Annotated in this window: 19 protein-coding genes; 12 read left to right on the forward strand and 7 right to left on the reverse strand. The window is 53.6% G+C overall.

From position 1 onward, the window contains the following. The first annotated feature begins 167 nt into the window (after positions 1-167). Positions 168-1,031, forward strand: coding sequence for an alpha/beta hydrolase family protein (locus MUN86_RS22100; RefSeq protein ID WP_245120128.1), 864 nt, complete (start codon positions 168-170; stop codon positions 1,029-1,031). A gap of 214 nt (positions 1,032-1,245) precedes the next feature. Here MUN86_RS22100 and MUN86_RS22105 read toward each other — a convergent pair whose 3' ends face one another. Next, positions 1,246-1,500 carry a hypothetical protein gene (locus MUN86_RS22105; protein WP_245120129.1) on the reverse strand — a complete coding sequence of 85 codons (255 nt, stop codon included), beginning with the start codon at positions 1,498-1,500 and terminating at the stop codon, positions 1,246-1,248. A gap of 288 nt (positions 1,501-1,788) precedes the next feature. On the opposite strand from MUN86_RS22105, the gene MUN86_RS22110 reads away from it, so the two are divergent. Beyond that, a complete protein-coding gene (locus MUN86_RS22110) occupies positions 1,789-2,472 on the forward strand; it encodes a RibD family protein (protein WP_245120130.1) in 684 nt (227 codons plus the stop codon). Positions 2,473-2,573: 101 nt separating this feature from the next. Further along, on the forward strand, positions 2,574-3,461 hold the full coding sequence (locus tag MUN86_RS22115; protein ID WP_245120131.1) for a DUF5694 domain-containing protein: 888 nt from the start codon (positions 2,574-2,576) through the stop codon (positions 3,459-3,461). A 426-nt stretch (positions 3,462-3,887) separates the two neighbouring features. Here the strand turns inward: MUN86_RS22115 and MUN86_RS22120 are convergent, their stop codons facing one another. Together MUN86_RS22120 and MUN86_RS22125 are read right to left on the reverse strand one after the other, a co-directional pair. Beyond that, on the reverse strand, positions 3,888-4,289 hold the full coding sequence (locus MUN86_RS22120) for a nuclear transport factor 2 family protein (RefSeq protein ID WP_245120132.1): 402 nt from the start codon (positions 4,287-4,289) through the stop codon (positions 3,888-3,890). Positions 4,290-4,642: 353 nt separating this feature from the next. Further along, entirely contained in the window at positions 4,643-4,969 is a 327-nt protein-coding gene (locus MUN86_RS22125) for a hypothetical protein (protein ID WP_245120133.1), read from the reverse strand. 241 nt (positions 4,970-5,210) lie between these two features. Here MUN86_RS22125 and MUN86_RS22130 point away from each other — a divergent pair, with 241 nt between their 5' ends. The 3 genes from MUN86_RS22130 to MUN86_RS22140 all read left to right on the forward strand — a co-directional run bounded on the left by MUN86_RS22130 (position 5,211) and on the right by MUN86_RS22140 (position 7,488). Further along, positions 5,211-5,612, forward strand: a complete 402-nt coding sequence (locus MUN86_RS22130; RefSeq protein WP_245120134.1) for an NUDIX hydrolase — start codon at positions 5,211-5,213, stop codon at positions 5,610-5,612. 98 nt (positions 5,613-5,710) lie between these two features. Further along, positions 5,711-6,295 carry a hypothetical protein gene (locus tag MUN86_RS32700; protein WP_245120135.1) on the forward strand — a complete coding sequence of 195 codons (585 nt, stop codon included), beginning with the start codon at positions 5,711-5,713 and terminating at the stop codon, positions 6,293-6,295. A gap of 140 nt (positions 6,296-6,435) precedes the next feature. Continuing rightward, entirely contained in the window at positions 6,436-7,488 is a 1,053-nt protein-coding gene (locus MUN86_RS22140) for a methyltransferase domain-containing protein (protein WP_245120136.1), read from the forward strand. A gap of 121 nt (positions 7,489-7,609) precedes the next feature. On the opposite strand, the gene MUN86_RS22145 is transcribed toward MUN86_RS22140, so the two are convergent. After that, on the reverse strand, positions 7,610-8,056 hold the full coding sequence (locus tag MUN86_RS22145) for a hypothetical protein (RefSeq protein ID WP_245120137.1): 447 nt from the start codon (positions 8,054-8,056) through the stop codon (positions 7,610-7,612). Positions 8,057-8,245: 189 nt separating this feature from the next. Between MUN86_RS22145 and MUN86_RS22150 the strand changes: the two genes are divergently transcribed. The 4 genes from MUN86_RS22150 to MUN86_RS22165 all read left to right on the forward strand — a co-directional run bounded on the left by MUN86_RS22150 (position 8,246) and on the right by MUN86_RS22165 (position 12,245). Further along, positions 8,246-9,628: a TPM domain-containing protein gene (locus tag MUN86_RS22150; RefSeq protein WP_245120138.1), complete on the forward strand. Its 1,383-nt coding sequence runs from the start codon at positions 8,246-8,248 to the stop codon at positions 9,626-9,628. A 285-nt stretch (positions 9,629-9,913) separates the two neighbouring features. Next, positions 9,914-10,624 (forward strand): haloacid dehalogenase type II, encoded by a 711-nt coding sequence (locus tag MUN86_RS22155; RefSeq protein WP_245120139.1) that lies wholly within the window; start codon positions 9,914-9,916, stop codon positions 10,622-10,624. A 168-nt stretch (positions 10,625-10,792) separates the two neighbouring features. Next, positions 10,793-11,422, forward strand: a complete 630-nt coding sequence (locus MUN86_RS22160; protein WP_245120140.1) for an Hsp20/alpha crystallin family protein — start codon at positions 10,793-10,795, stop codon at positions 11,420-11,422. A gap of 316 nt (positions 11,423-11,738) precedes the next feature. Further along, a complete protein-coding gene (locus tag MUN86_RS22165) occupies positions 11,739-12,245 on the forward strand; it encodes a GNAT family N-acetyltransferase (RefSeq protein WP_245120141.1) in 507 nt (168 codons plus the stop codon). A 78-nt stretch (positions 12,246-12,323) separates the two neighbouring features. Here the strand turns inward: MUN86_RS22165 and aspA are convergent, their stop codons facing one another. Together aspA and MUN86_RS22175 are read right to left on the reverse strand one after the other, a co-directional pair. Beyond that, positions 12,324-13,730: an aspartate ammonia-lyase gene (aspA, locus tag MUN86_RS22170; protein ID WP_245120142.1), complete on the reverse strand. Its 1,407-nt coding sequence runs from the start codon at positions 13,728-13,730 to the stop codon at positions 12,324-12,326. 231 nt (positions 13,731-13,961) lie between these two features. After that, entirely contained in the window at positions 13,962-14,741 is a 780-nt protein-coding gene (locus MUN86_RS22175) for a DUF547 domain-containing protein (protein ID WP_245120143.1), read from the reverse strand. A 1,269-nt stretch (positions 14,742-16,010) separates the two neighbouring features. Between MUN86_RS22175 and MUN86_RS22180 the strand changes: the two genes are divergently transcribed. Together MUN86_RS22180 and MUN86_RS22185 are read left to right on the forward strand one after the other, a co-directional pair. Next, positions 16,011-16,649: an HAD family hydrolase gene (locus MUN86_RS22180; protein WP_245120144.1), complete on the forward strand. Its 639-nt coding sequence runs from the start codon at positions 16,011-16,013 to the stop codon at positions 16,647-16,649. Positions 16,650-16,696: 47 nt separating this feature from the next. Beyond that, positions 16,697-17,461, forward strand: a complete 765-nt coding sequence (locus MUN86_RS22185; protein ID WP_245120145.1) for a creatininase family protein — start codon at positions 16,697-16,699, stop codon at positions 17,459-17,461. 15 nt (positions 17,462-17,476) lie between these two features. Here the strand turns inward: MUN86_RS22185 and MUN86_RS22190 are convergent, their stop codons facing one another. Then, complete coding sequence (locus MUN86_RS22190) at positions 17,477-17,917, reverse strand: hypothetical protein (RefSeq protein WP_245120146.1); 441 nt, start codon at positions 17,915-17,917, stop codon at positions 17,477-17,479. Positions 17,918-17,960: the final 43 nt, after the last annotated feature.

A 17,960-nucleotide genomic window follows, 5' to 3' on the forward strand; every position in this document is an offset into this window, starting at 1 on the left:
GGTACATTACTATGATTCAAGAGGTAATGCTCTCATCCTGTTGTCGAGTACAAGGGACTTTAACAGAGGAATCATAGTAATACAAACTTTTGCTTAACTCGGGAGGCTTGATCTTCTAATGAAACCCAAGTAGTAGAGAGTTGCTCTACGCTTCCTATTCTCGTGTTATGCTTGGCCTTTCTTGTTATCGGCTGCTACTTATGTTGGGTATGATGGGCTTGCTCGGCGGTTGTCAAGGCAACGGCAACACCTCTGCTCAAGCTACCGAGCCGGGGCTGAGCATGCCGCCTGATACCACGCAGTGGGTAGGCAAGGGCAAGCAGCGTCTGCACGTGCAATCCTATCACAGCTCTACGCGCACGGCCCGCCCCACGCTGGTTGTCGTGCTGCACGGCGATGCGCCTTTTCGTCCGCCCGAATATCAGTACACCCTAGCGCGGCAGGTAGCGGCCGCTTACCCAAATGTGGTGGCCGTGGGCTTGCTGCGACCGGGCTACACTGATCCGCAAGGTCACCACTCGGCGGGCGTACGTGGCGAAGCTACCGGCGACAATTACACGCCGGAGGTAGTGGCTGCGGTGGCCGCGGCCCTAACTGAGCTGCGGCAGCGCTATCACGCGGACCGGCTGGTGGTAGCTGGGCATTCGGGCGGTGCTGCTATAACGGCCAACGTGCTGGCCCGCTACCCCAACTGCATAGATGCTGCTCTCTTGGCTTCCTGCCCTTGTGATGTACCGCGCTGGCGCCAGCACATGCAGCAGCTAGATGGCGGCGAGGCCATTTGGGAGGCGCCCGTACGCAGCCTTTCGCCCCTGGCCTTGGCTGATTCCGTAGACGCGACCCGGCCCATCACGCTGCTCGTTGGCACCGCCGACTCGGTAGCCCCGCCCCGCTTTAGCCGCACCTACTGGCAGGCACTGCGCCGACGCCACAGTCCCGCTCGGCTGGTGCAGCTACCAGGCGAGGGACATGAGATATTCTTGTCGACAACGGTACGCCAGGAAATCGGGTCGCTGCTGTCAGAGCACTAAGTGCTTTTCGCTTGCTACCGCTGGCGCTTCCTTGATGCCAAACTGCCAAGCAAGAGCCGGGCACAGTTATAGTTATTGGCAGAGCTTGATTCTCATGACTTTATAGGTACCGCGCTAGTAGGCGGGGTTGGGTCTATGAGCTTCCAGTCAGTAAGGCGCATAAAAAAGGCTTCCTCACTTAGAGGAAGCCTCTCTTGTTACTAACTGCCGCTTCTTAATGGCGCCCCTTACCTCGGCCACGGCCGTTGTTGCCGCGAGGAGCGTAGTAAGCGGGGCCAGCGGGCACGAGCATAACTGCGCCGCTCTTGTACTTAGGGTGTTTACGCTTCACCGGATGGGCTTTTTCCACCACTACATAGCGGGGTGCGGGCGTACCAATGTTGATAGTGACCTGCGCGTGCGCCGAGGTGGTGCCTAAAGCTAGAATAGCCACGGCTAGACCAGCCGCCTTGAGTAAAGATTTGATCATAAAGGAATGGGTAGGAGGTAAATAGTAAGTTGGTAAGCTGCTAGTAAGAGCACACCTAGCTTTCAAAACTTAGTCACACTACGTGAGTGAAGCAGCTACTAACACAAAGCGGCATTATTTAAGTGCAATAGAAACAGCCTTTAATAGACCAAAATACAGGAAATATCTTATATCCGAGCAACGAGTAAGCCTTTTTCAGTGAAACTGTACTTCAGCTTGGCCTGAGAGCCGTATAGTGGGGTACCGCCAGGCTGTGAAGCCAGGCCATCAACTTAGCATCCTTCTCGTATGAAACCGCGCGTAATCTGTCACATGATGAGCTCCCTGGACGGGCGCATTATCCTTAGCCGCTGGGGCCAGAAGCCCAACACCAAAGAATACGAAACGACTGCCGCCACTTTTGATGCCCAAGCCTGGCTGTGCGGCCGCGTAACCATGGAAAAAGACTTCACCGAGGGCTTTGCTCCCGACTTGCAACCCATAGCCGAACCCCTGCCCCGCACCGACTTTGTGGCTGAGCACGGCGCCGAGTCGTTTGCGGTAGCGGTAGATGCGCACGGCAAGCTCGGTTGGGAATCGGCTTTCATCGACGAGGACCATGTGGTGGCTGTGCTCACCGAGCAGGTCAGCGACGAGTACTTAGCGTATCTGCGGCGGCAGGGTGTGTCGTATGTGTTCGGTGGCGCCCAGGAACTGGACTTTGCGCTGGTGCTTGATAAGTTGGGCAAGCTATTTCCCATCCAAACCCTCTTGCTGGAAGGCGGTGGGCACCTGAATGGCTCGTTGCTCAAGGCCGGGCTGGTAGACGAGCTAAGCTTACTGCACTACCCCGTAGTGGATGGCGCGGCCACCTCCCCCACTATCTTCGAGCAGGGCCAGGAACCAGGACCGCCCGTATCGTTTACGCTGCAAAATGTAGAGCAGCGCCCCGGTGGAATTCTGTGGCTGCGCTATCAAGTGACGACAAGCTAGCTAGGAAGCCACGCTGAGTGAACTGTCGAAAATGTGGCATATGAAGAACTGTGGAAGAAATAGCGAAACCTATATCTTCGCTACTCATCCATTCCTTCCGCATGCGTCTGTTTCTTTACTCTGGGCTTGTTTCTTTGGCTGGCTTGCTCGGCTGTACCGCTACCAAAAATCAACCCACAACCGGCACCGCTGGCAATTCCGCTCCTATTGCCGTTATGATGGTGGGCGGCCCCCACTTGGCTCAGGTCTACAAACCCGACAATCCCAATACCGACGTACTCACCCCGAAGCGGCAGGCAGAGCTTTCTGTGGTCTGCGACCAAATCCAGCGGTTTAAGCCCGATGCCATCATGGTGGAGGAACTGCCCGAACGGCAGGGCCGCATCGATAGTCTGTACAGCCTTTATCGGCTAGGTAAGCTCGACTTAGCTGCAATACCAAACGGGCGGTCCGAGACTTACCAGCTGGGCTTTGTGCTAGGCAAGCGCCTCGGGTTAGAGCGTATTTACTGCATCAACGCGCCGGGCGGCACTTCCCAAAGCATTCTGCACGAAGGCACCAACATCAAGCTTTATCAGGATGCCACAACCGAACACCGGGCGTACTACACGCCTACGTCTCGGAGATGGGAAAAAGACAGCGTGACAATGGCCGGCCTGCTGAGCTTCGCAAACAGCCCGACACTTCTCCGTCAACTGCACACCCTCGTGTACCGCACCGCCGCCCGCGTAACCGATGGCACCTTGAAGCCCGACCCCATGGTAGATGCGTCCTTCATCACGCCGCATTACGTGGGAGCCGAGTTTATTTCAGTTCTCTACAACCGCGACCTGAAGATCTATTCCAACATGGTCACGACGCAAATGGCCACCGGTAGCAAGCGCATCCTGACGATTATTGGGGCCCGCCACATAGGCTCACTGCAAGGTATATTTGGCACCGACCCGGCTTACCAGGTGGTAGAAGCTTCCAAGTACCTGAAGCCGTAAGCTTAGGGCTTTACTATGCCTTCGATAAAAGTTCTTTTAGAATAGTAGGCTTATGCCACTTAGTCTCTTCTTCAGGAGCACCCCTCGAATTGACAACTTATATCGGTTCTGCTGAGCACGTGACGCCTCAAGCAAGGGAGGCAACGAAGCCGCAGCATCTCACGCGCTGACATCGCCAAAGTATACCCGTCCTGCTGAGCGCAGTCGAAGCATCTCGCGTGCTGACATTGTGGTGCTAATTCAACGATTCGAGCGAGATGCTTCGGCTCCGCTCAGCAGGACAATACCACCATAACGTGAGTAGGCGAGATGCTGCGGCAAGCTCAGCAGGACTGAGCTAAGTGTTTTGGTTTTGCTTGAAGCTATTACCACTATAGCAACGATATAGGCTAAAACCTTCAGCAGAAATAGCTTATAGGTTTTAGCTTAAAATTGCTCGTAGCAAGGATAGCGCCGCTGCCGGTAGATCTTGCCGTCTTTGAATTCAAAGATCAAACAGAGTTGAGAGCTTAAGCGCTGCCCCCGAGTTAGGGCCCGTACGTCGCTTACGGTGGTAGCTTGCCACTCTCCTTCTACCAACACGACGCCGTCGGCGCTGACGTGGGTATGCTGTACTTCAAATGACGGATCGCGCAGTAGTTCCCGCCCTGCCCGAAGGTTATCTAGGATATCATCGAAGGACCGACGCTGGATGGTTCGGTTGAGTAGGTTTGGAAACTCGATCTGCTCTATCTCGGGGTGTAGTACCGCAGCGTAGGCAGTCGGGTCCACGTTAAAGGACTGGACCAAATCGAAGTAAGCGTTGATAACATCAAGCTGTTTGTTCATAACTCGGGAGTGGGATCAGATAGGTTGCAAGATACTAGAAAGAATATGCGTTTACCGCTTGACTTAATAGCTTGCAAATCAACTTTTCTGCCGTATCAGCCTCACCTATCCGATACCGTTGTTATTCAAGCTTGTTTGTAAGGCGAGGAACTGCACTACTTGCTGGCTTCCGCTATGCTTTACGCTTGTATAAGGCTTGTCAGTTTATGAGGCTAGATCGTCTCCGATGATAAACAATACATCGACACGCAAAGGCCACTAAAACTTCAGCCCCAACACCATGCCCCCGATAACGGGGAATTGGTGTTGGGGCTGACTGGCTAGGTTGGCTACTTGGTTATAAACTTCTGCTACTAGGGGCGTCTGGTTTGCGGCCGGGCCGGGGTAGTGGGGTTGCGCTTGGCGGGTTGCACCTGGCCCGAATCGACGGGGCCCGCGGTTACATCGCCTCGCGGAACGGCCGGTTGGGGTAGCACCCCGTTGGGGCGTACTTGCGTGGGCGCAGGCACCGGCTCAATCTTGTTCTGGTTTACGCCAGCGGGTAGCGTAACCCCGGGGACAGGGCTTACTCGCTCACCAGTGTTGCGCTGCGTGGGCGTAAGGGGCGCACCACCTTGAGCTTGGGCCGAAGCGGACGCCAAGCCAATCAGCAATAAGGAAAAGAAGGGAAGGCGGCACATAAGGCGGGAGGCAAAACAGGTGGAAAAGCAAACAAGCACTACCGCGGGGCATGCAGAATCTACCTGCGGGGTAGTACTAGTAGGCCTACGACTACTCTTCCGCGCAAGTTTAGGTAAGTACGGGTTGCATTAGCCCGCTGCTAGTTACTTGGTGCCTGTTAAGCTTGCTGCGGCTTGATATAGGACGCAGAGGCGCCACACTTTTCACTTACTTATTCTCGGATTCCGCTACCTTACTTGCGTGAAAACAATAGATAAAATTGCGTGGCTGCACCTACAGGAAGGCAAGCTCTTGAGCGCCCGCAGCCGAGGCAAAGACCGGTTCTATCTGCCTGGTGGCAAGCGCGAAGCAAACGAGACAGACGCCGAGGCCTTACGGCGCGAAATCAAAGAAGAGCTAACCGTTGACTTGGATGTGGCGAGTTTGCAGCATGTCGGCACGTTTGAAGCGCAGGCGCATGGCCACCCAACCGGCGTATCGGTGGTGATGATCTGCTACAGCGGCCGGTACTCGGGCACCCTGCAACCCGCGGCCGAGATAGAGGAAATGGCGTGGTTAAGCTATCAGGACCGGCCCCGGGTATCCGCCGTCGACCAAAAGATTTTCGATTGGCTACGAGAACAGCAGCTACTAGCTGACTGAACGCTCCAACCCCAGGTAGCTTGGGGCGCCAAGTCTTTCACCGGGCTCCGGGCTTGTAGCGTTTGTGTTTCAACCGAAGGGTTCAATAAGTTGCCCCCATGCTGCCGCCTGGAAAGAAAGCCGCTGCTCCGTCTGTGGCCTTGCTGGCCTTCTACAACGCAATACCGAGCCTATTCTGGTCGGTGCTGAGTTTGGTGCCGCTTTGCGTTTTCTGCTACCAGCACATGGCGCGGCCGTGGCTGTACGGGCTACTAGCTGTCAGCCTGCTGGCGTATGGGTTGTCAACTTCTTGGTTTCCATACTGGCAGCTTAGCACTAGGTCGGCCACTTACCGCAAGCTAGGGGTGCCCTTCGTCAACCGCTTCACCCAGAACGGCGACTTCGTCAATCGTCTTGTGCGGCGCCAGTACCCCAACTACCGGCGCGTACGCCACCGAGCCTCCGCCGCACCAGCTACCACCAAGAGCGGTTCCACCTGGTGTTGCTGCTCTTCTTTCTGTTCAGCAGTGTCTATGCGGCGGCCTACGGTTGCTGGAAGTGGGTACTGGTGCTTACGCTTATTAACGTGGGGTATAATCTCTACCCCGTGTGGCTGCAACAATACCTGCGGGTGCGCTTGCAGGTACAACGACCTGTTTACCAGGCTTCCACTGCGCAGTTCTGATTCAGCACTAGTCGTGTAGCCGCCGCTGCCTTATCGCTCCTATTTTGTTATGTGGGTTTCATAGGTAGCAAAGACTTCTGTAGATTCCGACTTACTACGCACTTCAAACCGACATCCAAGCTGCCGGTTGTGTACGTAAGCTTCTCTACATTCATGACTATGCAAACATCCGACACCCACGCTCAAGTACAGGATTACTACGGTTCGCAGCTGGAAACCAACCAAGACCTGCTCACCAATGCCTGCTGCACCGATGATATTCCGCTAGCCCACCGCCGCATTCTGTCCCAGCTAGCCCCCGAAGTACTAGAAAAGTATTACGGCTGCGGCGTGTGCGTGCCCGATGCCATTGAAGGATGCACGGTGCTCGACCTAGGCAGTGGTTCGGGTCGCGACGTGTATTTGCTTTCCAAGTTGGTGGGCGAAACGGGCCGGGTCATTGGCGTGGACATGACGGAAGAGCAACTCGACGTGGCTCGCCGCCACATCGATTTCCATACCACGCAGTTCGGTTATCGCCAGCCCAATGTGGAATTTCGCCACGGCTACATCGAAGACTTGCGCACGGCCGATCTGCCCGACAACAGCGTAGACCTGGTAGTAAGCAACTGCGTGCTCAACCTCAGCACCGATAAAGAAGCCACGTACCGCGAGATATTCCGGGTGCTAAAGCCCGGCGGCGAGCTGTTTATTGCCGACGTATTTGCCGACCGCCGCGTGCCCGAAGCACTGCGCCAGGACCCAGTGCTGTACGGCGAATGCCTGAGCGGCGCCCTCTACACCGAGGACTTCCGCCGGCTGCTTATGCGCCTGGGCGTATCGGATTATCGCCTCTTCGCCAGCCGTCGCCTTACCATTAACAACCCCGAAATAGAGGCCAAAGTCGGCAACATCGGGTTTTACTCGTTCACGGTCCGCGCCTTCAAGCTCGACTTAGAAGACCGCTGCGAAGACTACGGCCAAGTGGCCACCTACCTTGGCACAGTGCCTGGTCAGCCCCACCAGTTCGTGCTCGACGACCACCATACCTTTGAAACCGGCCGTCCCATGCTGGTGTGCGGCAACACGGCTGCTATGGTAGGTGAAACGCGTTACGCGTCTTACTTTCAGGTAGTAGGCAACAAAGACCGCCATTTCGGCCTATTCGACTGCGGTCCTGCCCTGGCAACTGCCGCTGCATCGGGCGAGGCTGCCGCGAGCTGCGGTTGCTAGGGCAAGTCAAGCAACTAAGCAGGAACTGAAACACGGTGCCGGGGTGCGAGATATGCGTCTCCGGCACCGTGTTTCAACATTTAAAGCAACTGTTCGAGAGAAGGGCCTTCTTGAGCGCAGCTTACGAAAAGCTGCGTTGCGACGGAGGTGAGCTAGACTGCTGCAACAGCCACTCCAAGGCTTCGGGCTCGGTTATAAAAGACCGATAAATCAGTGGCAGGTTATTCACTTGCGTGGTGATGTAGGCGGTAGCCAGACGCACCATCACGTCCTCCGATACCACCACCGCTCCGTAACGGTAGCCAGCCTGCACGGCCAATGGCAACCATTCTTGGGTTACCCATTGTTGTTCCTCCTGCGAGAAGGCCCGCATTCCTATCTGGTTGATCAAGATACAGCTCCAGTTGTTGCGCCGTAGCGCATACGCCATATGCGTAAACAGCGCCCGTACTTCCTCTGGCCGGTAGGCGTTGCTACTCCAACTGACCCGCAAAAACCCGGCGGCATCTTCCAATAATTGACCAGCAGCATTCCTGAAATATATAGCTGGCAGTAAGCTTCTGTTCATAGCTTACAAAGATACTGGGTACCCACACACAAGGTGGAGCTTGACGATAGATTTTGCGGTGTTGAGAACGGCAGGACAACAATTGGTTTCATCTGATTGATGGTGTTCGTATAGCTGTTATTGCCCTGGGCTCCGTAGAAGGCGATACACCTGTTTGACAGCCATTCGTCTCACTACACCTTTTGTGCCATGCATCGCTTCTTGTTTCTTCTGTTGCTGCTCTCATCAGCCGAATTGAGTGCGCCTGCCTCCGTTGCTGCTCAATCTGAATCGGCAGCAGCTTCAACGGCGGAGGGGCTACCAGCCCGGCCTTCCCCGTTCCGCTTCGTGACCGATGAGGCCAAGCTGCTCAGCCCCGCCGACGCTAAAACCCTGGAAAGTGGTTTGCGCCGCTACGCCGATAACACCGGGACCCAGATTGTAGTCGTGACGGTACCTACGCTAGGCGGCCGCACCGTAGCCGATTACGGCCGGGCCCTTGGCCAAGCGTGGGGTGTAGGGCAGCGCGAAAAAAACAACGGCATTGTGGTGCTGCTATCCGGGCAGGAGCGCAAAGTCACGATTCAGCCAGGTTCGGGACTGCAAAGCGTGATTACGCCGGAGGTAACGGCCCGTGTCATCAACGACCAGATGACGCCCAGCTTTAAACAGGGCAAGTACTTTGCGGGAATACGTACTGGCTTGAATACGCTGATGTTGGCGGCTAACCCCGAATCGAACCCCAACAAAAACCAGCCCGCCACAACTACCGCCCCCGCTACTGCTTCTGGAGCCGCCGCAGGTACGGGAGCCGCAGCCAGCAGTTCCAACTTGAACACTGACGGCTTAGCATCGACCGACAACACTCCTGCCTCTGAGCCGTTTACGCCCCAGTCCACTGTTCCAGCCCCGCAATCTTCGGGCCTTGGCATCGGGACACTGGCCATTGGTGCCTTGCTGATTGGTGGAGTGATATGGGTACTGGTGCGGCTGTTTCGGCGCAAATCGCAAGCGGCAGCAGTACCGGGCAATGCGCCCGATTTTTATGGTAACGGCAACCTCCCCAATAACCCCACCGGCAACTACAACCGGGGCAATGTGCCGCCCCAACAACAAGGGCCTGATTTCTACGGTAACCGCGGCCCCAATATGGGTGGCAATGGCTATGGCGGAGGTATGGGAAATAGCATGGGCGGTGGTATGGGCAGCGGTATGGGTGGTATTCTGGCAACGGGGGCTGCAGCGGCCGCCGGTGCTTATTTAGGCAACCGCATGGCCTCCGGAGGTCACGATGAGTCTGGCAACAGTATGATGGGCCATAACGGCGCACCTTCGTCTCTTGACCCAGGCGCAACGGGCCTTGCAGGTGCTGCCGGGACAGCAGGTGGCGCTTCATCGGCCGATGAGTTTCCAGCCTTCGGCGGGGCCAGCACCAACGATGCTGCTCCCGATTACTTTTCTCAAGACGACTCCAATAACTCGTCGCCCGATTATTTCTCTTCCGACGATAATTCTTCCTACGACGATATGTCGTCAGACGATACTGGCGGCGGCGGCTTCGACAGCGACGATGATAACAGTGGCTCGTGGTAGAACACCCCTCCGCTTTGCAGACAGCCGCCTCTATCAGGCGGCTGTTTTGTTTTAGAGCAAGTTTTCACAGACTTAAGACCTAAGGGCAGACTGCGTCGGTAGGTATAATCTTAAGCTGTTTGGGCATTGACTTTGCCGTTGCCAGCATGAAAGCATCGACGTTGAAACTAGTTGCTATTCGAGTGTTAACAGAAAGATTTTCGGTTGGCGCACTCCTTATACTTAATGTGTGCGTATGTGCACTGCATTGCCCACTTCGCTCTTTCTGGCCCACTTTTTCTTTCTATGCAAACTCTCTTAACTACCTCTTCACCGCAGCCCAAGGTTATCTTCTTTGATGTCAACGAGACCTTGCTGGATATGAGCAAGTTGAAGCGGGCAGTCGGTAAGGCTTTTGGCAACAAGTTCGCGTTTCAGCAGTGGTTTGGCTTGCTTCTTCACTATTCGTTGGTTGACACTGTTACGGGGTCCTACCACCCGTTCAGCGCCATTGCCGAAGCAGCCCTCGATATGGCCGCCGATAAGCTGGAAGAGAAGCACCTGAAACCCGCCAAAAAACGCGAGATAGTGCAGCTACTAACGGAATTGCCCGCGCACAAAGACGTTCCGAAAGGGCTAGCCATGCTCCTGGACATGGGTATTCGGCTGGTAGCCTTCACCAACTCCACGCGAGAAGTGCTCGACGAACAACTGCGCTATGCAGGCATCATCCACTACTTCGAGCAGGGTTTGAGCATCGATACCAGCCAGCGCTACAAGCCTCACCTCGACACCTACCTTGCCGCCGTCCAAACGGCGGGCGTACAACCCGCTGAAGCCGCGCTAATAGCTGCGCACGGCTGGGACGTAGCAGGCGCCTTGCATGCCGGTCTGGCTGCTGGCTTCATTGCCCGGCCCGGCCAGGAGCTCTATCCTTTAGCTCCACCGCCTACCTACCAAGGCAAGACGCTAGTGGAAGTAGCCAAGCAGATTATCAAGGCAGCACCTGTTGGGTAATAGCGAGTAACTCACTGGAAGGCGCTCAGAAGCAACACTCTAAGCTGCTTTAAACACCATTAAAAAAATTGTTTGCGCGTCTAAAAAAATCATGGTTTCCAGTGAAACCTGCGTTTTTTTCGAATCGTAAACGGCACCGTTGTTGGTTTCACCTAAGCTCTCAACGCCATGTCTATTCAAAAATTTCAAGATTCCTTCTCTGATATGGCATCGTCGAACTTCAGCACGATGCTCGACCGGTTCTTCAACGATTCGCTGGCCTCGCGGGGGCGTGTTAGCAGCTTTTCGCCCCACGTTGATGCCTACGAAACCGAGAAGAGTTATGAAATAGAAGCCGCTTTGCCTGGCATGAAGCGGGAAGACATTAAGGTGGACTTTCACCAAGGCCGCCTGACCATTGCCGGGGAGCGGCAGTTCCGCAACGAGCAGAATCAGCGGCGCTACCACATGGTGGAAAGTTCGTTCGGCTCGTTCCAGCGCTCGTTTCAGTTGCCCGACACGGTGGATGCTAGCGGCATACAAGCCTCTTTCGAGGACGGTATGCTGCGGGTAAGCGTACCGAAAGACGAACAGAAAACGATGCGCCACCAGATTCAAATTAAAGGTGGCCAGAGTTCTGCCGCTAACAACGGACAACTTTCCGAGCGCGCTGGCCAGCAAGCCACTGATGTAACCGTGCAACAGTCTACCAATGAGGCTAGCACTAATGGTAGCAACGGTGCGCAAAAGAAATCTAATGCAGCAGAGCGAGTAACTGAAATGAACGGCCGGCCACAAAGTTCTGGGGTTGGCTCATAAGCGTTTAGCTCGTACTCCTGTGTTTTACAAAAGCCTTTCCGCAAGCGGAAAGGCTTTTGTTTTATATAGAGGGGGCCAACTTATGGTGGCACTTCCCATCAGACCATAAAAGAAGCTCGCCCTTGATTGGCTTCCCTATCCGTTGTTGGGTATGCGGCCTCTTTGCAACCAAGACAACAATTTCTTTATCTGCTCTATAGCCTGTATCGGGACCATTATTGCCGACACCTATTACTTTAGCTCATCCGGAACCATCTACAGCCTCCGGCTCCCTTGCGCGTCCATGCTTAGCCAATCTGTACTTCAAGTTCCGGTTTTGGAAACCACCCGTCTGCTTTTGCGCGGTTACCAGCCCACTGATTTCCCCGAATACGTAACCATGTGGGCCGACCCCAAGGTCTACCGTTATTTGAGTCCCCGGCCTATGCTAGAAGAAGAGGTCTGGGCGACATTGCTTCGTAGCATTGGACACTGGACCCTGATGGGCTATGGCTTCTGGTCTGTGGAAGACAAAGAATCGGGCCGTTTCATTGGAGTAGTGGGTTTTGCCGACCCCAAGCGCAACATTGTGCCGCCTAGCAACGGTGCCCCAGAAATTGGGTGGGTGCTGGCTTCTGCTGCGCACGGCAAAGGCTACGCTACCGAAGCCGTGGAAGCTGCCATTGCCTGGGGCGACACCCATTTTGGACCGGTCCGTACCGTGTGCGTTATTCACCCCAAAAACGAAGCTTCTTTGCGGGTAGCCCGCAAATTTGGCTACCAGGAATACCACCGCACCACCTACCACGACCAGCCCACCGTGCTGCTAGAGCGCGTGCAGTAAGAACTGAAGCAGTGACAGGGATGCAGTAGCATCAACAAGTGCAACTCGCTTCAATACTTCACTTTCCCTGTCTCGCTTTCACTGGATAAAGTGCGGACGAATCAGGTTTTCAAACGTGAATATCTCGTCCCATTTGGCTTGCGAAAGCAGTTGGCGCTCCGTCACGGCAATATCGTACACGTTCTTGCCTGTGCGTAAAGCTTCTCTGGCAATGTCAGCAGACGTCTCGTAACCGAGCACCGGATTCAACTGCGTAACAATACCGATGCTGTTGCGAACCAACTGCTCCGCGTGTTGCGCGTTGGCCGTAATGCCCACTACACATTTTTCGCGTAGGGTATGGCACGCCCGCGTCAGGTAGGAAATACTGGTGAACAGGGCAAACGAAATTACAGGCTCCATCACGTTCAGCTGCAACTGCCCCGCTTCTGCGGCCATGGTTACGGTTAAGTCGGCACCTATGACGTAGAAAGCGGTTTGATTGACTACCTCCGGCACCACCGGGTTTACCTTGCCCGGCATAATGCTGGAACCCGGCTGCAGCGGCGGCAGATTGATTTCAAACAAGCCCGCCCGAGGTCCAGAAGAGAGAAGCCGTAGGTCGTTGCAAATCTTGGAAAGCTTTACAGCGGTGCGCTTTAGCACACCCGAGAGCTGCACGTAAGCACCCGTATCGTAGGTGGCTTCTATCAAGTCGCCGGCTAGCACCAGGTCTAGCCCTGTGATGTCGCGCAGATATTCGGTTACCTTTTCGCCGTAGCCAGCTGGGGCATTCACCCGGGTGCCAATAGCGGTAGCCCCCATGTTGATTTCGCTGATCAGGTTGCGGCTGTCTTTGATACGCAGCAGTTCCTCACGCAGATTGGTGGCAAAGGCATGAAACTCGTCGCCCATACTCATGGGTACGGCGTCTTGGAGTTGGGTGCGGCCCATCTTCAACACGTTCCGAAACTCTTCGCCTTTCTGAGCAAACGCATCGGCTAATTCGCCTAGGGCTTGGCTGTAGCTTTCTAGCTTGTTGTTGAGTGCTATACGAAAGGCCGTCGGGTAAGCATCGTTGGTAGACTGCGAACAGTTGACGTGGTTGTTAGGATGGCAGAACTCGTACTGGCCCTTGGCCTTGTCCATTAACTCCAGCGCCACGTTGGCAATAACCTCGTTGGCGTTCATATTCACGGAAGTACCAGCGCCACCCTGAATCATATCGGTCAAGAACTGTTCGTCCATCTCGCCGGCAATCACCCGGTCGCAGGCCTGAACAATGCAGTTGGCGATGCTAGGATCTAGCACGCCCATATCGCGGTTGGCCATGGCGGCAGCTTTCTTCACGTAGCCTAATGCCTGCACAAACAGTGGCTCCGACTTGAGCGGAATACCCGTAATGTTGAAATTTTCCAGCGCCCGGAGGGTTTGGATACCATAGTAGGCATTGGCCGGAATGGCCCGTTCGCCCAAGAAATCGTGTTCAAGTCGGGAGGTAAGCATGGGTGGGATTTGGGATGGTAGCTCTTCTACGGAAACTGTAGCGTAGAGGTAAGCTTCTTGCGTACAAGGAACCTACCTGGTCTGTTTGCCACGCTATTTAAAGAGGCTGCTGACACAGCAGTACCCTAACCTGATTCTCCTTTTAAACAACAAAACCGGCAGGCACAACTAGCATCGCTGCGTAGTCATGCCTGCCGGTTTTGTTGTTTTGCGCCTGCCTTAACAGTAAACTTATTTTTTGGGGTCTTCTGCTTTCTGGTCGTTTAGTCTCCAGTCGTAAGCGTAGTAATCCATAGCAAACCAGGTGGGAACGCGCTTGTCGGCACGGAACTGGTTGACGTACGCCACACCCGTTTTTCCGCTAGTACCAAAATCGGCTTCGTACCACTTGAAGATTTCGGGCAGCATCACGGTTTTACCTTCAGCATCTACTTTCACAAAAGCAGGGTCTTGCAACACGCGCCGAGTCTGGTCGTTGAGTTGCGTAAATAGATCTTTGCCCATATACGCCTCGCGGCTTAGGCGAGGGCAGCTAGCAGTGCCACACACCAAAGCAAAGTGCAGGCGCGGGTCGTCGTAGAGCTTGCGTAGCTTGTTATGCTCGAGTTCGTCGAGCGTCATTTTCTCACCGCCTACCAACATCTGCTTCTTGTCGAAGAAGCCTGGCATTTCGCGTACCGACGTCAGAGGATAATTGCTAACTATTTCCCCAATAACAAGCACATTGTAAGCATTCAAGTAAAAGGCATACAAGTCGGCTTGCGAGGCACCAGTCATGCTAAACGAAGCAATATCTTCCAGTAAAGCATCAAGCTGCTTAGGGTCACGCTGAATAGCTTTATAGTTGACCTCTCCATCTTTATTCACAAACCTTTTCAGAAAAGCCGTGGTCGAAGCGGTTACTTGGGCTGAGGAAGGAAGTGCAGCTTGCACCGACAGACAACCAAATAATAGAACAAAAAACAGTGCCGCACGTACCCAAACCGCCTGAGAATTATAGATGTGGTTCATGGATGAAAATAAGCTAGTTGTGATGTAGTAGTAACAATACAATTTAATTGCCAATATTATAAAGACCTCTACATTTAATATAAATACTTCAATATCAATTAGTTATGTATATAAGTAATTATCTATATTTTTCTTAATTCAGGAAAGGGCATTCATTGTGGGAAACCAATGTTTTTATGACTTTATCGATAACACATGAGACTTATTAACTAAAATATACGCTTGCTTTCTCATTGAACTTAAGCAGCATTTAAGCACGACAGTAATGAAAAATATTTCAGAACAACAACTATTTGATAATCAGCATTTTATCATATATTGTTTTAGCAACCCATTAGCAGTCTTGATTTAGGAATCCATAAGCCAAACAGTCTAATACTGAAACAAGAGATTTAAGAGTCTGCATCTCCCCAGCCACTAAATTCTTCGCAGGATACTAAGTCTAAAACCCGCTTAATACAATAGCCGCATTTGCTTTTTCAAGACAAATGCGGCTATTGTATTAAGCGGAATAATAAGGCTTTACTTATTCCCGGAGCACTTAGTTTTTCGGCATTACACCCTTCGGTTCATCTACCGAAATCACGCCTTTCCGTGGTGCTGGTTTAGCGACGTGGTTACGACGGGCTTTGCGCCGAGCAGCACGTCGACGGAAGAAACCTAAGCGTTTGCGTTTTGAGCGACTATTGCCCCGGTAGCGCTTATAGTTAGGGCGTGGCACTTTGGGATATGCGCTACTTTCCGCCTCAATGGTAGCGCTACTTGCCTCCCTCGCTTGCGAGGGCTCTACATCCAGCAAAAGGAAGAGAGCACAAAAAAACAGTAAAACTATTTTGTACATAAAAAAGATGTAAGAAGATTTTTGCCACTTTATTAAGCCCAAAGTAAAGGCTCATCATCCAAACCAACCGACTTTCGAAAGCAAATTACTGATAATCATAAAGAAAAAGTATAAAAAACTTTAATCGCCTTAAAATAAAGAGGTTTATCACATAAGCCACTTGGCAGCCCCCATTGCAACTAGTGTGCCACTCAGGTATTACACTTGTTTTTCGGCATTCCTTGGTAAGCAAAGCAATAGAGTAGACGCACGCTATTTTCTCTCTAACTGCTAGGTATCACTAGTCCCCTCTGTGAGTTGGCTTGACTTGTTTACAGATAGTGGCTCTCAAGCCAACTAGCTCTTTGCTGAAACAAACCCTGACTGATGGCGTTCGTATGGCCGGGCGCAATGAGCACATGCGCTATTTGGCATCAACAATTTTTCTTATGACGCAACGCTTCGACAGTGTAATTTTTGATCTGGATGGCACCCTTTGGAACGCCACCGAATCGGTAACCAAGGGTTTTCAAGCCGCTAGAAACAGCGTCGATTATATAGAGAATGATATTACCGTGGCCGATGTGCAGGCCGTAACAGGTCAGCCCTTTGAGATGGTGTACGACCGGCTCTTCCCGACCCTGCCGGCCGAGCGACGACAAGAGTTTAAAGCTCTTTGTGCCCAACACGAGTTAGGCGGTGTCGAGCAGTACGGCGGCAATTTGTATGCGGGACTAGAAGAGTCCCTGCGCTACCTAACCCACAAAGGCTATCGGCTGTTCATCGTTAGCAATTGTCAGCGAGGGTATATCGAAGCATTCTTTCAGCACAGCCAATTAGCGCAATACTTCGAAGGACATCAGTGCTTTGGCACCAAAAGCCTACCTAAGTTCCAGAATATACTGGAGGTTATCGAGCAGTACCATTTGCAAGCGCCCGTATACGTCGGTGACACCCGCAGCGACTTCGAGGCTAGCCAGAAGAGTGGTATCCCATTCATTTTTGCTACATACGGATTTGGGGAAGTGCCCGTAGAGGAAGCCCCTATGCGCATCAATTCATTGACCGATTTAGAGAACATACTGTAGTTGCGGGCTTCTTCCTCTTCTGTACTTCCTTTCTATTTCGCTACGCTATGGCAGCACGCCCTTATATTCTAGCTGAAACCAACTGGCAGCTGGTTAAAGACACCGGGTTTGAAGTTGTGGTACTGCCTTGGGGCGCGACGGAAGCCCACAACTACCACCTCCCCTACGCCACCGACAACTATCAGTGCGACTATGTGGCCGCCGAGGCAGCTCGCGTGGCGTGGGAGCAAGGTTCTAAAGTGATTGTACTGCCTACCATTCCATTTGGCGTCAACACTGGCCAGTTAGACATCACGCTCGACATGAACCTAAACCCGAGCACTCAGCTGGCCATTCTGCGCGACTTAGTGCAAGTACTAGCCCGGCAGGGCATTCCGAAGCTAGTGCTGCTCAACGGCCACGGTGGCAACGACTTTCGGCAAATCTTACGGGAGTTGCAGGCAGAATTTCCAAGTGTGTTTCTGTGCACCTTGAACTGGTTTAAAGCAGCCGACCGCAGTCAGTTTTTCAGTGCTTCCGGCGACCACGCCGACGAATTAGAAACCAGTGCCATGTTGCACATCGCACCCGAGCTAGTACGTCCGCTTACCGAAGCTGGCAACGGGGCCGCCCGGCAGTTCCGCATCAAGGCGCTGAGGGAGTGGGCCTGGGCCCAACGGGAGTGGAGCAAAGTAACGGCCGATACGGGTGTAGGCGACCCAACAGCGGCTACCGCCGAAAAAGGCGCCGCTTTCCTAGCTGCCGTCACGGCCAACATTGGGCAATTTCTGGTAGAACTAGCCGCTGCCGACCCCCAGGATTTGTACGAGTAGCCGTTCAGCTGGAGCCTATGCTACTGCCTGCACGGCGGGTTGGGCGCCCTGCGCCAGAAGCCAATGCACAGCAGCACCCTCATCAGTGAACTGACTTAGAGAGCAGTTATCCCCTTGGTTGCGGGGTAATGCTGGCACCGGAGCATCCTGCAAGTGGCATAGTTGATAAGGTGCCGCCAGAAAAGCCAAGAACACTACTCCGTGCATATGCCGCCGTAGCGTGGGATAAAATACATCGGTAAGCCAATACACGTCGCGGGTGTCCACTTCCAGCCGGCGGCGCGAATCAATCAGCCAGTAACGGCAATCGCTACAGGTAGCGGCGTATTGTAGGATGGATTGATAGCCAGCCCGCAACTCGTGCGAAGCAACCGGGCGCGTCCATCGGGCCGTCACTATGCCCAAATCGGAGCGGTAATTCAGGTCTAAGTAGTCGAGAGGAGGAAAAGTAGCCATATGGAAACAGAACCGCCTACGCGGAATGGATGCCTCCTACTTA

Source organism: Hymenobacter volaticus (assembly GCF_022921055.1).
Classification (GTDB): domain Bacteria; phylum Bacteroidota; class Bacteroidia; order Cytophagales; family Hymenobacteraceae; genus Hymenobacter; species Hymenobacter volaticus.